The sequence below is a fragment of the Spirosoma radiotolerans genome, assembly GCF_000974425.1.
Classification (GTDB): domain Bacteria; phylum Bacteroidota; class Bacteroidia; order Cytophagales; family Spirosomataceae; genus Spirosoma; species Spirosoma radiotolerans.
Window position 1 is genome coordinate 5,899,728 of sequence record NZ_CP010429.1, and the last position, 13,782, is coordinate 5,913,509.

At 48.5% G+C, this 13,782-nt stretch carries 11 protein-coding genes; 5 read left to right on the forward strand and 6 right to left on the reverse strand.

Annotated elements, in window-relative coordinates:
- Positions 1-53: 53 nt before the first annotated feature.
- From SD10_RS23935 to SD10_RS23945, 3 genes are all read right to left on the reverse strand, one after another.
- Positions 54-2,489, reverse strand: a complete 2,436-nt coding sequence (locus SD10_RS23935; RefSeq protein WP_046577372.1) for a 3-hydroxyacyl-CoA dehydrogenase/enoyl-CoA hydratase family protein — start codon at positions 2,487-2,489, stop codon at positions 54-56.
- Positions 2,490-2,615: 126 nt separating this feature from the next.
- The gene (locus SD10_RS23940; RefSeq protein ID WP_046577373.1) at positions 2,616-3,086 is read right to left on the reverse strand and encodes a MarR family winged helix-turn-helix transcriptional regulator; all 471 of its coding nucleotides are present in this window, start codon (positions 3,084-3,086) and stop codon (positions 2,616-2,618) included.
- Between the two features lie 179 nt (positions 3,087-3,265).
- A complete protein-coding gene (locus SD10_RS23945; RefSeq protein ID WP_046577377.1) occupies positions 3,266-4,522 on the reverse strand; it encodes a TlpA family protein disulfide reductase in 1,257 nt (418 codons plus the stop codon).
- A 128-nt stretch (positions 4,523-4,650) separates the two neighbouring features.
- On the opposite strand from SD10_RS23945, the gene rsmH reads away from it, so the two are divergent.
- On the forward strand, positions 4,651-5,556 hold the full coding sequence (gene rsmH / locus SD10_RS23950; protein ID WP_046577378.1) for a 16S rRNA (cytosine(1402)-N(4))-methyltransferase RsmH: 906 nt from the start codon (positions 4,651-4,653) through the stop codon (positions 5,554-5,556).
- Between the two features lie 58 nt (positions 5,557-5,614).
- Here rsmH and SD10_RS23955 read toward each other — a convergent pair whose 3' ends face one another.
- From SD10_RS23955 to SD10_RS23965, 3 genes are all read right to left on the reverse strand, one after another.
- Entirely contained in the window at positions 5,615-6,502 is an 888-nt protein-coding gene (locus tag SD10_RS23955; protein WP_046577380.1) for an FKBP-type peptidyl-prolyl cis-trans isomerase, read from the reverse strand.
- A gap of 96 nt (positions 6,503-6,598) precedes the next feature.
- Positions 6,599-7,522, reverse strand: a complete 924-nt coding sequence (locus tag SD10_RS23960; protein WP_046577385.1) for an FKBP-type peptidyl-prolyl cis-trans isomerase — start codon at positions 7,520-7,522, stop codon at positions 6,599-6,601.
- A gap of 88 nt (positions 7,523-7,610) precedes the next feature.
- Complete coding sequence (locus tag SD10_RS23965) at positions 7,611-8,567, reverse strand: fasciclin domain-containing protein (RefSeq protein ID WP_046577386.1); 957 nt, start codon at positions 8,565-8,567, stop codon at positions 7,611-7,613.
- A gap of 282 nt (positions 8,568-8,849) precedes the next feature.
- Here SD10_RS23965 and SD10_RS23970 point away from each other — a divergent pair, with 282 nt between their 5' ends.
- The 4 genes from SD10_RS23970 to SD10_RS23985 all read left to right on the forward strand — a co-directional run bounded on the left by SD10_RS23970 (position 8,850) and on the right by SD10_RS23985 (position 13,692).
- Entirely contained in the window at positions 8,850-9,587 is a 738-nt protein-coding gene (locus tag SD10_RS23970; RefSeq protein ID WP_046577387.1) for an isoprenyl transferase, read from the forward strand.
- A 109-nt stretch (positions 9,588-9,696) separates the two neighbouring features.
- Positions 9,697-12,297 carry an outer membrane protein assembly factor BamA gene (bamA, locus tag SD10_RS23975; RefSeq protein ID WP_046577389.1) on the forward strand — a complete coding sequence of 867 codons (2,601 nt, stop codon included), beginning with the start codon at positions 9,697-9,699 and terminating at the stop codon, positions 12,295-12,297.
- Between the two features lie 128 nt (positions 12,298-12,425).
- The gene (locus tag SD10_RS23980) at positions 12,426-12,998 is read left to right on the forward strand and encodes an OmpH family outer membrane protein (RefSeq protein WP_046577391.1); all 573 of its coding nucleotides are present in this window, start codon (positions 12,426-12,428) and stop codon (positions 12,996-12,998) included.
- Between the two features lie 19 nt (positions 12,999-13,017).
- Entirely contained in the window at positions 13,018-13,692 is a 675-nt protein-coding gene (locus SD10_RS23985) for an OmpH family outer membrane protein (RefSeq protein ID WP_082111682.1), read from the forward strand.
- The last annotated feature ends 90 nt before the right edge of the window (positions 13,693-13,782 follow it).

Consider the following 13,782-nt stretch of genomic DNA (forward strand, 5'->3'; position numbering starts at 1 on the left):
CTACGAGCCTGACGACTCTTTATTTACTTATAACGGTTGTTATTGAACCACTCTTAATTACGCAGTGGCTTACCACCCGTCAACAAACTCTGAATTCGCTCCAAGGTTTTCTTCTCGCCTGTGAGTGAGAGGAAGGCCTCGCGCTCAAGATCAAGTAAGTACTGCTCCGAAACGACCTGCGGTGCACTCAAATCACCACCACAAATAACGTACGCTAGTTTGTCAGCAATTTTCATATCATGGTCCGAAATGTACCGACCCATTCGCATGGCCGTCAAACCTGCTTTAAATAACGCAATACCCGTTTTGCCCTGTACTTTAATATCCGTGCGTGGCTTGGGCTGGGTATATCCATTATCGGCCAGCTCAATGGCGGCCTGCTTGGCCTCCGCCAGTAAGCGGCTTCGGTTAAGCACAATCTGATCGGCCGAGCGAAGGTAGTTCATCTCCCGAGCTTCCTGCGCCGACGTAGACACCTTGGCGGTGGCAATGTTCATAAACACATTTTGCAGAATGTTTAGCTCGGGGTCGCCGGTTTGGTAAAGATCCGATGCGCGGGCGGCCATTTCTTTAGTGCCACCACCAGCCGGAATCAGACCGACACCAACTTCAACCAGCCCAATATAGCTTTCGGCATGAGCCACCACGCGGTCGGCATGCAGTACGGCTTCGCAGCCGCCCCCGAGCGTGAGCGTATGGGGCGCGACAATGACTGGTACTGATGAGTAACGCAAACGGGCAATGAGTTTCTGAAATTGGGCAATCATGAGGTTTACCTCATCGAACTCCTGCTCAACGGCAAACATAAAGAGTGTAGCCAGATTCGCACCAGCGGAGAACGCTTCGTTCGAGTCGTTGCCCACAACCAGACCACGAAAGTCCTTTTCGGCCAGCGTCACCCCTTTTAGCAGCGCTTCGGATACACCCTGCCCGAAAGTGTTCATTTTACTCCGGAATTCGACGTTCAAAATGCCATCGCCAAGATCATAGATCGAAGCATCCGCATTTTTCCAGACAACGCTGTTACTTAAGTTTTCCAGAATCGTGAATTGCTCCACACCCGGAATGGCTTTGTAGCTTTTGGTTGGTATGTCGTAATATTTACGCTTGCCACCGTCTACTTTATAGAAAGAATCGAAGCCCGCGTCGAGCATATCGTATACCCACTGAGCGGGTTTCTGTCCCTGCGCTTCGATCATTTCCAGGCCGGCTTTAACCCCGATGGCGTCCCAGGTTTCAAATAAACCCAACTGCCAGCCAAATCCAGCCGTTATAGCCGCATCGATTCGGTAAAGCTCATCCGAGATTTCGGGAATGCGGTGAGTAGCATACGTGAAGCCATCCGCAAAGGTTTTGCGGTAGAACTCACCGGCCTTATCTTTCCCGGCAATCAATACCGGGAAACGCTTTTTGAGGGTATCAATCGCCTTTGTACTCTCTAATGTTGCAAATTTTACCTTCTGCGACGGTTTGTACTCAAACGTTTTCAGATCCAGAGCCAGGATCTGAGTCTGCCCGGTTGCGTCTTTCGTTTTCTTATAATAACCCTGGCCGGTTTTGTCACCGAGCCATTTATTTTCCATCAGTTTCTGTACGGAAGCGGGCAGTTCAAAGCTCGCCCGTGACTCGTCGTGCTGCATCTTGACCAGGTTACCCGCTACATTGACGGTTGTGTCGAGTCCCACAACATCCGATAAGCGGAACGTGCCCGACTTAGGCCGCCCGACCACCGGACCCGTGAGTTTATCCACCTCCTCAACAGTCAGACCCAATTCCTCAGCCACGCGAATTGTTTGAATCAGAGACTGAATCCCAAGCCGGTTGGCAATGAAACCGGGGGTATCTTTGCACAATACAGTGGTTTTACCGAGGTACAAATCCCCGTAGTTCATCAGGAAATCAATAACGGCTGGATCAGTATCGGGGCCAGGAATGATCTCTAGCAACCGCAAATACCGAGGAGGGTTGAAGAAGTGCGTACCGCAAAAATTACGGCGAAAATCTTCACTGCGTCCCTCTGCCAGCAGATGCATCGGAATACCGGATGTATTGGACGTAATGAGCGTTCCGGGCTTACGGAACTGCTCAACGCGCTCATAAACCGACCGCTTGATGTCTAACCGCTCGACAACGACTTCAATGACCCAGTCGTAGGCAGCAATGTCTTTCAGGTTATCGTCGAAATTACCCAACTTGACGCGCTCGGCAAACTTAGGGCTATACAAGGAGGCTGGGCTGGCTTTCAACATCGTCTGGAACGCATCGGTAACAATCCGATTCCGTACAGCCGGGCTATCAGTCGTTAACCCCTTAGCCAGCTCGGCGGGATTTGGTTCGTTCGGAACGATGTCCAGTAGTAAAACATCAGCGCCAATATTGGCAAAATGGGCGGCAATGCGTGATCCCATAATACCTGACCCTAAAATGGCTACGCGCCGGATTGTACGATTCCTGGTTTGGGTTCTGGGTTTTTCTAAGGTAGCTTCCATGCGTTTTATTTTACTCGGTCAGGAATGCGAACGAAACAGATTAAGCGAATCTAAATAGCGAAAAAAGCTCTGTTCACTCGTTTTATCCGCGTTCTATCTTTTGGTTCTAATTAGTATCTTGTAGGCTCAATCCAGCGGCAGTTCTTCTGGCTCGCCCGCTTTGATCTTGATATTTTCTTCTTCGACCAACTTATTGATTTCTTTCATCACCTCGAAAAAGATAACCAGTTTATCGAGGGGAATTTTCTCCCGAATCATATTATTGAACAGAATAACCCCATCGCGGGCCATCTCCCGTTTTGCTTTTCCTTCGTCGGTCAGATAGATTCGAACGAATCGTTTGTCATTCCCATCTACTTCCCGCCGAATCAGACCACGTTCCTCCAGGCTCTTAAGCATTCTGACCAACGACCGGGGTTCCATTCCCAGCAGCGGCCCAATTTTAGTAGCGGGCGTGCCTTCGTCGAGGTCAATGTTCAGCAGCACGTAGCCAATCGCCATGGTAATACCGAAGCGAGACGCATTGGCGTTATACATGCGCGAAATAGCATGCCAACCCCATTTTATATGAAAGTCAACGGTCTTCTCTTTTTTCATGGTTGGTGTCGTCCTGTCCCCTTCTGGATGTAAATCTACTATTTTTTTTGAAAATAGTATGCATGCATACCAATAAGTCAGAAGCGGGATTTATGAGATTACCCTGATTTATATGATTTTGCTATTTCGATAGGATTAATCATATAAATCAGGGTAATCTCATAAATCCCGCTTCTGACCTATTCAGCCAACAATTTATCCACCAGTCGATTGAACTCTTCTACATACTGGTCGTAATATTTGCCCGTACCTGGGCCCGAAAAGCCTGTATGAATATGCCGTACCTGGCCTTTTTTGTCAATAAAAATGGTTGTCGGGAAAGCCACAACGGCATTCAGGTCGGGTAATGCTTTGGATGCCTGCGCCTTATCATTCGTGCCCGCCAGCGCTACGGGATAATCAATCTTGAACCGTTGCTTCATGCGTTCAATCTTCGGCCCCGATTCAGCCATGTCGGGTGAGCGTTCAAACGAAAGCCCAACTAGTTCTACCCCGCGTTGTTTATTGCGCTTGTACCAGGGACTCATAAAGTTAGTTTCGTCCATGCAGTTGGGACACCAAGACCCCATAATTTGCACGATGGTTACCTTATTTTTAAACCTTGGATCGGTATTGGAAACCGTTTTGCCACCGGGTTCGGGAAACGAGAAGTTGAGTGTTTTCGAACCAGGTTTCAAATACGTCAGTTTGGCCGGATCGGGCAGGTCGGCCTTTGGGTCAAGGAGAGCCACCCACGACTCATAGCCCGATACGCCAGCCCATTGCCCACCCGTCAGTGTTTTCGTGGCCACATCATAACCAGCTTTGAACAGATAGAGGTGAGATCCGTCGAAACAGGAGAGAAACAAGCTATCGCCAATGACATTTCCGTCAAGATAGCGGTAGTCACCAGTCGGTGTAAGGAAAGTACCACTCAGTACATTCCCTTTCTGAGCAAACACACCAACGGCGTTGACGGTATCTACCTTCCCCGTTTTGCTGCCGAAGTTAGTCGCCCATTTGCCCGTTAAGTTAGCTTTAGCAGCCGGTTTGCCTTCTGTTTTAAACCGGTACGTCACACCATACTGGGCTTCGAAAGGCAACGTTTGCACCTGTTGTGCCGTCCGGCGACGGCGCCATTCGCCCCGCAACAGATTACCGTCTATCTTTGCCACTAATTCTGACTCAAAGAGGGACATAGGTATCCGAATTGAGTCGCCCTGTACAGTGGCGGGGTCCATGGGCAAGCGTTCGTTCCCATTGATGGCAAAGACGGCATAGGTCCGGGCGTCACCCGCAGTTGGCTGAATGTCCAGTCCGAACGGTAGTTCACCACCTTTGGTTTTCAGAACAGCCCGGTAGGTTCCGGGTTTTACCGTTGCCGGGGCCGATTGACCGGAGCAGGCAGTGGGTAGCCACAGCAACGTAAGGGCTGCCAGAGGAAGAAGATGTTTCATAGTTTTCAATAAATTCAGGATGCAGGTTGCAGTTGGTAGCAAGTATACGTTCAAATGCGGACATATGCTGTTTACTCGCTGAGCGTCAACGTCCAAAATAACGACCAATAAATACGGTTAGTTTCTGAATGAGTAATTACCACGAACCAGTTTTATTGCAGGCCTGTATTGATGGGCTGAATTTGCAGCCCGGCGGCACCTACGTCGATATTACTTTTGGTGGGGGCGGTCACAGCCGGGAAATCCTCAACCAGTTGGAAGGAGGGCGACTGTTCGGCTTCGATCAGGATGCTGATGCCCGCGCCAATGCCCAGGCCATCGGTGATTCCAGACTTACGTTTGTAGCCTCTAACTTTCGTAATATCAAGCGCTACCTGCGGCTCTACAAAGCTGAACAGGTAGACGGCATCCTGGCCGATTTAGGTATTTCGTCGCATCAGATCGATACGCCAGAGCGCGGATTTTCGACGCGTTTCGATGCCGACCTCGACATGCGCATGAATCAACAAGCCGACCGGACGGCCCGCCAGGTGGTCAACGAGTATTCGGAAGCAGATTTGCACCGGATTCTGGGCATGTACGGCGAAATCACGAATGCCCGAACAGCGGCCAGTGCACTTGTATCCGCGCGCTCAAACCGGCCAATCAACACGGTCAATGACTTGAAAGCAGCCTTGCAACGCTATGCGCCCCGTGGCAAAGAAAATAAGTTCTTCGCTCAGGTATTTCAGGCGTTGCGGATTGAAGTAAACGAAGAGTTGCAGGCGCTCGAAGAATTTCTGGAGCAGGTGCCAGAGATTCTCAAGCCAGGTGGCCGACTGGTCGTTATGTCCTATCATTCGCTGGAAGATAGGCTGGTGAAGAATTTCATCAACAAGGGAAAATTTCAGGGGGATGTCGAGAAGGACTTGTTTGGCAATGATCTAAAGCCGTTGCAATCGGTAACGCGCAAACCCATCGAAGCCTCGCCTGAAGAAATAGCCCGGAACCCCCGCGCCCGAAGCGCAAAGCTGCGAATTGCAGAAAAGATCTAACTAATAAAAACAGGAAGGGGCGCAGTTTATACAAACTGCGCCCCTTCCTGTTTTTACTTTACTGAGCCGAAACTAATTCGACATCAAAACGCATGGGCGCATAAGGTGGAATAACAGATCGGCCCGCGCTGCCATAGCCTATTTTGGACGGCAGAATGAGTATAGCCTTTTCGCCAACTTTCAGCTTGGCTAACCCCTCATCAAACCCTGGTACAGACTGACCCAATGTAAAGCCATAAGTTCCTGTCCCTGTGCTATCGAAAGCCGACTGAGACCGTAGCAAGGTGCCTCTATAACGAACATTCAACGTTTGGTTAGCCGTTGGGGCAATGCCCGTTGGATTTGATACCGTCTTTATAAACCGAAGACCACTTAAGGTAACCTCCGTTGGTGTCAGTTGGTTGGCCGTCATGTACTCATTGATCTGCTGATCCTCGGTTCGGATTCGTTTGAGCGTTACGTTTAAGCGAACGGGTGCGTTGGGTGGCACTTTGCCATCGCTGCTTCCGGTTGTGCCAAAGGCATAAGCAGAAGGCAACAGAACCACAGCCTGGTCATTCTCGTGCATCCGAAGTAGCCCCTCCGTCAAGCCCGCATTCGTGGCGACCAGATAGGCATAGCTAGACTTGGTCGTGTAGGTTGAATCGACAAAACTATCAACGACTACATTGCTGCTATTGCGCACCAGTGCGTAGATCGAGTAATTAAACTCTACCTCCTGCCCGTTGGCCGGTGTCACCGTCGATGTACCCGTTTTGGTTAAAGCAACGTAAACGCCGGTGTTTGTCATTGATCCAGTCAGACCTTTGCTGGTAGCATAGGACTGAATATCGGCTTGATTCGATTGCAAAATCGAGTCGTCAGAGGAAGTAACGTCATTTTGTTGGCAGGCGGTCAACCCGCCAAGCACCAAAAGGCTGAAAATAGATACTGTACGTTTACGCATGAAAATAAACTAAAGTCAAGTTACACTACCACTAACAGTGCATAGTTAGTAAGTTATTGATTAATAACTGGAAAGCAAGCGAGTTGGCGCTCATTTTTACTTGGCCGAAACGACCTCCAGATCGAAGCTAAGGGGCGAGTAAGGAGGAATAACATAAGTATTATTCTGGGCAGCGCCGGTAGCCCCATACCCCAGCGACGATGGAAAGATAACCGTTGCCTTCTCGCCAACTTTTAGCTTGGCTAGCCCTTCCTCAAAACCGGGTACAAACTTAGTTATCCCAACCGTTTTGGTATCGGTTCCGGTGCCGCCCGTAAAGCCGGTGGTGGCTCGTAGGAGTTTGCCAGCATAATTTAGCGTTATGGTTTGATTGGCTGAAGGTTGAAGCCCAGAAGGATTACTTTTGGTCTTGATAACTAACGCGCCTGATTGTGTTGTATCTGTAACAACCAGCTTGTTAGCAGCAATATAATCGTTTATTTGTTGAGCCTCTGTCCGCGTGCGCTTCAATGTCACGTCAAACCGAACGGGTGAGTTGGCGGGAATATTTCCATCTACGACACTACCAAACGCTAAAATCGATGGCATAATCAGAATAGCAGACTCACCCTCGTGCATCTTCAGAATACCTTCCTCCAGTCCAGGCTTCAGTGACTTAGCAAAAAACGGAAAGTAGGTAGAGGTTGTGGCATAGGCCGAATCTACCACCTTACTCGTTACCGTTGTCGCATTACTTACGTTGCTGGGCCCGTATAACACAGACAGTTTATAGGTAAACTCAATTTCCTGGCCGTAAGTAGGTACTATCGTTGTTGAGCCAGGGCTCGTCGACTGAAAAAAGAGCCCCGATGCGGACGTGGTTCCCGACAAACCCTGACTGATCGTATAACTACTAATATCGGCCATGTTATTCGTGTACGTAGTAGCGGCATCGCTACTAGCGTCAATACTTTGTTGCTGGCAGGAAGCCAGTCCGCCGATCAGGAGGGCGCCTAAAATGGCAAATGGAATGATACGCATGAAAAAAGAGTAACTAAGAATCAGTAAATACTACGCTCAATGACCCCAAAACGTGGCAAGACGTTGTAAACCCGTTAATTTTTGTTAATCAGGGTAGCAATACCTGGTCTATCACATGAATGACTCCGTTGGTCGTAGGCTGATCGCCTTGTTTGATGGTAGCCGCCGTTGAATTTTTGTTACCCTTGATCGTAAGCTGATTGGCAGTAGCCGTAACCGCTAGTCGGTTGCCATTAAGCAACGTAGTCAGGTTACCTGTCTGAAGCTGATTGGCAAACAAAGCGCCCGATACCACATGATAGAGTAACATATTGGTCAGCGTTTGTACATTGGCCGAACTAACGGCAGCCAGATCTTTATAGCCAGCCGATTTAAATGCGGCATCATTCGGCGCAAACACCGTGACAATATTGGACGTCGACTCATTATTCAAAGTTGTCATTAGGGTCGGATTACTAGTCCCAACCCGTTGAATGGCCGCCGATAGAAATGTCAGGTTCGGATTGTTCTGAATAGTTGTCAACAGATTACCCGATGACGGAATCAGTACCCGGTCTACGCTGTGCATATATCCATTCGCCACCGCAATGTCAGCCTGAATGACTTGGGCATTGTTTATGAAAATCTTGCCATCCGACGTTTTATTAAGAAAGGTGATGCTTTTGCCAACCGTTGCTACCGGATTCTGGCCCGATGGTATCGTGGAGGCTGAAACAGGTCCGCCCAACACATGGTATAACAAAATAGCCCGCATCTGCTCCTTTGAGTAAGCCGTAATAGCGCCCGGCGTTGCCAGTCCCGACGCTTGGAAAGCCGCATCATTCGGCGCGAACAGGGTTAAATTACTGCCCTTAAGTGCATCGCCAACTTCAGCATAAATCATAGCAGCCCGTAGCAGGCTAAATTGATCATCTTCAACAATACGATCCGTGATGGTTTTAGGAGTAGCTATGGTATCATCACCATTCTTGCAACTAAACAAGGCTATAAACAGCAAAACGATCACAGGGATCCGGCGGGTGCCTATCAAAAAAACGGAGTTCATCACAACAGACGGGGTTAACGAGGGTCTGTACCTAAAAACGCCAGCCCTCAGCTTATTAGTCTTCAACCACAAAGATACAGCGGTCGAAGGTAAGTTGATAAATGGTCAGGTAGTAAGTCATCCATTGGTAACGAATAGGGACTGGCTGCGTCAGTTGCTGACCACTTACCGACTTATGACTTACTACTTATCGACTTGCCAGTTGTTTAACTAACTTATTAACTGACTAAAATTCCGTATCTTCGCGGTCTTGTTAACTTTTGTTAAAACTCCCCCATTGGGATGAAGGAACACATTGACCCGAGCAATCTGCCCCAGCATATAGCCGTTATCATGGACGGAAACGGACGCTGGGCGAAACGACAGGGCGCTGCCAGGGTATTTGGCCACCGCAATGCGATTAAGGCCGTACGCGAAACAACGGAAGGATGCGCCGAATTAGGGATAAAATACCTGACACTCTATGCGTTCTCGACCGAAAACTGGAATCGTCCGAAGTATGAAGTCGATGCCTTGATGACGCTCCTGGTTCATACCATTCGGGGAGAGATCAAAACACTGATGGACAACAACGTAAAGTTGGCGACCATTGGTCATACCGGTAGCCTGCCAGCCGATTGCCAGCGCGAACTGGCCGAAGCAATCCGCGAAACAAGCCAGAATACTGGATTGACACTGATATTAGCCCTGAGTTATAGTGGTCGCTGGGAAATTCTGGAAGCTGCCCGGCAACTGGCGGCCGATGTGCGCGATGGTAAACTTACCCCGGATCAGATTGACGAAACGGTCTTCGCGCAACACCTCAGCACAGGGGGCATTCCCGATCCCGAGCTCATGATCCGAACCAGTGGTGAAATGCGCATCAGCAACTTTATGCTCTGGCAACTAGCTTATTCTGAACTATATATGCCTGATGTACTCTGGCCCGATTTCCGTAAAGATCATCTATACAACGCTATTTTAAGCTATCAGCAACGCGAACGTCGATTTGGTAAAACCAGTGAACAATTAGTTAAATAAAACAGCGGACGGAGTTGGCCTGAGGCAAAAGAAATAGGTTGTATGTGTTACAACCCTTTTATCGACGATTGACTCCTCGTAATCAACAACATAATAGGTATTAGATAACTTGGAACACCGTATAAAAGTACTAGTGGGAGCCGTTTGCCTGCTCATAGGTCTGTTGCCTGCGCACGTTCGGGCACAGGTACGCGTTGGCGTTGGTGCTGGCCGTGGCGCTATCGCTCCTCCTGCCGAAACGAATGATCTGCTTAATTATGCCAGCCCGAAAGAATATGAAATTGCTGGCCTGACCGTAACGGGCACTCGTTACCTGGACCCCAATTCACTGGTTTCGCTGGCTGGCCTGAAAATGGGTGACAAAATCCGGATTCCCGGCGAAGCCGTTGGTTCAGCCGTTCGTAAACTGATGGAATCCGGCCTGCTGGACAATGTGGAGATGTTCGCCACCAACGTTACGGACAACAAAGTATCGCTGATGTTCAGAGTACAGGAGCGCCCCAGACTTTATCGGGTTAGCTTTATGGGCATCAAAAAAGGCGAGCAGGATAACCTAAAGGACAAAGTGAAACTGAATCTGGGTAAAATCGTGACCAACACGATTACGAAAAACACCCAGATGGCCACCCGGAAGTATTTCGTTGACAAGGGTTACTTAAATACGAAGGTTAAAATCACCACCATTCCGGATAGCACTCGTAACAACGCCACCATGCGCGTATTGGTCGACAAGGGCCAAAAGGTAAAGATCGCAAAAATCAACTTCGAAGGACTGAACGAAGTGGATGAGTCGACGGTGCGCATGAAAATGAAAAGCACGAAGCAACAACGCTTCGGGCGGTTGTTCACCCCATCGAAGTTTGTTCCCAAGAAATATGAGGAAGACAAACAAAAGCTTGTCGAGTACTATAACAAACTCGGCTATCGCGATGCGGCTATTGAAGATGATACAATCGTGAACAATGGTAGTAATGCCATTACCATTAACCTGAAGTTGAACGAAGGGCGTCAATATTTCTACCGGAAGATTGATTTCTCGGGCAACTACCTGTACACGTCCGATCAGCTTCGCTCGGTATTGGGTATCGTTAAAGGAGACGTTTACAATCCAGATGACCTCGATAAACGCCTGAATGGTAATCCCGGCCAGGATTTGAGTTCACAGTATATGGATCTGGGCTATTTGTATTACAACGCCCAGCCCATTGAACGAGCCATTGAAGGAGATTCGATCGACCTCGAAATTCGTATTTTTGAAGGCAAGCAGGCAACGATCAATAAAGTCATTCTGAATGGGAATACCAAAACCAGCGACCACGTGGTTATGCGGACCATCCGGACGTTGCCAGGCCAGAAATTCTCCAAAACAAACCTGATCCGTACACAGCGCGAATTATCGACACTGGGCTACTTTGACCCGGAAAAAATTGGGATTAACCCCGTTCCCCAGAGCGATGGTACCGTTGATATTGAGTATACGGTTGAAGAAAAGCCCTCTGACCAGATCGAATTATCGGGTGGCTGGGGTGGTTACGTGGGCTTTGTGGGTACGCTCGGCCTGACCTTCAATAACTTCTCAGCCCGGAACATTCCGAACCTGAAAGCCTGGCGGCCATTACCCGCCGGAGACGGCCAGAAAGTACAGCTCCGTTTCCAGGCAAACGGCTCGCAATACCAGGTGTATTCATTATCCTTTACAGAGCCCTGGCTGGGTGGTCGTAAACCAAACGCGTTGTCTGTTAGCGCCAGCCACACGGTCTACAAAACGTTCTATGATCCATCGAACCCGGCCAGTATTTACCAGAGTTTACAGGGTCGTAAACCAACGGGTTCGTATACCAATACAGCCATTACGATTGGGTTAGGACGGCAGTTAAAAGTCCCCGATGATTACTTTAGCTTAAGCAATTCGATCTCGTTTCAGCGCTATGACCTGAACAACCTCGATTTATTTTATATCGGCTACAAAGACGGGATTTCGAACAATATTACGTTCAACACGACGCTCTCGCGCAACAGCATCGATAACCCGCAATTCCCGCGTGCCGGTTCGTCCTTTACGCTGAGTGGTTCGTTTACGCCCCCTTATTCGGCCTGGCGTACGACAACCGCAACGGAGGCTCCAAAAGACAAATACAAGTTTGTTGAATACCACAAATGGATGTTCGATGCCAGTTGGTTCCAGACAATCTTTGGTAAGTTAGTATTAAACACCCGGGCTCACTTAGGCTTCTTGGGCAGCTACAACAAACGGACGGCCATCGGGCCATTTGAGCGATTTGTACTGGGTGGTTCCGGTCTGGCTGGCCAGGGCCAATTTGCACTGGCTCAGGACATTATCGGTCTGCGCGGGTATGATGACCGGAGTGTCTATACCGCCGATTATGACCGGGCGGTTGATGCGAACTCTCGTAGCCAGGGTGGTGTAGTTTACAACAAGTTTGTGGCTGAACTTCGTTATCCGGTATCGTTGAACCCATCAGCAACTATTTTCGTGCTGACCTTCCTTGAAGCGGGTAACAACTGGGGCAGCTACAAACAGTACAACCCATTTGATCTGAAACGGTCGGCAGGCTTCGGCGCCCGTATCTTTATGCCTGCCTTCGGCTTGATCGGTATTGACTATGGGTATGGTTTCGACAAGATTCCAGGGGTTAAGGATAAAGCGTCGGGTCAGTTTCACTTCACGATTGGGCAGCAGTTCAGATAAGATTCGGGCCTATTAAACGTTTTTAATAAAGATGTAAAAATAAACCGATAAGGTCTTTACGGCTTTATCGGTTTAGCCGCATCAGGCTTGTAAATCAATTACTTCCCGCAAATATTGACGCGCAACCAATGAAAAAATCCCTATTTTTCGTACTTTTGTGCGCTGTTTGGCTGGCTACACCAGCGCAGGCACAGAAATTTGGGTACGTGGACAGTGAGTTTATTTTTGGCAAAATGCCTGAGTACCAAAAAGCCCTTAGCGAAATTGACAAATTTGCCGATAAGTGGTCAAAAGATATTCAGGACAAATATGTTGAAATAGACAAGCTTCAAAAAGCGTATCAGGCGGAGGAGATCCTGCTAACCGAAGATATGAAACGCGATCGGCAACGGGCCATTAGTGACAAAGAACGGGAAGCAAGAGAGTACAATAACAAAGTGTTCGGGTATCAGGGACTACTTTTTGAGAAGAAAAAGGAACTGATGAAAGTCCCGATGGAGTTAATTAATCGGGCCGTTGAGAAAGTGTGTATTCAGAAAAAGTTAGACTTCATGTTCGATAAAGCGTCTGATTTTGTTATGCTGTACACCAACCCAAGGCACGACTATTCGGATTATGTAATGGAAGAATTAGGTTTAGATATTAAACCAACGGCGACGAACACGAATCCAATCAATAAAACAATCACAAAACCTAAGTAATACAAACAACTAATTCCAGATGAAGAAAAACCTCGTCATGGCGTTTGCCGCAGCCCTATTGTTGGGCGGCTTGAGCGCACAGGCACAAGCCCAAACGACAACACCAGCAACGACCGCTGCAGCTGGTCCATTGAAGTTAGGCTATACGAACATTGACTACGTTCTGTCGCAAACACCCGAAGCAAAAGATATTCAAAACCAGTTGACCATTCAGCGTACGCAATCAGAAAATGAACTGAAGCGGATGCAGAAAGAACTGGAAGACAAATACGGCGCTTACGAGAAAGGGGCCGCCCAGATGTCAGATGTTATCAAGAAAGATCGGGAAACGGAATTACAAGGCCTACAGGCTCGTATCCAGGAGTTCGGCCGTACTGCTGAGCAATCGTTGCAAACGAAATATCAGCAATTGGTCAATCCGGTTGTGCAGAAAATTCAGAAAGCCATCGATGCCGTTGCGAAAGATAATGGCTATCAATATGTGTTCAATCTGGACGCTGGCGCCAATACCATTCCCATTCTGCTGGTTGCTCCTGAAGAGAACAACATTACAGAACTGGTTCTGAAAAAAATGGGCATTGACCCTGCGAAAGCAGCCGCTGCTGCCAAGCCAGCCGCCACGGGTGGTAGCAATACAGCCACTAAGCCTGCTGCTCCAGCAACCGGCTCGGCCGCTACACCTAAGAAAAACTAAGATCTAGTTGACCTATAAAAAAGGCTGCCTCTTTTCTGAAAAGAGGCAGCCTTTTTTATAGGTCAACTAGATCTTAGTTTCTTACATTTA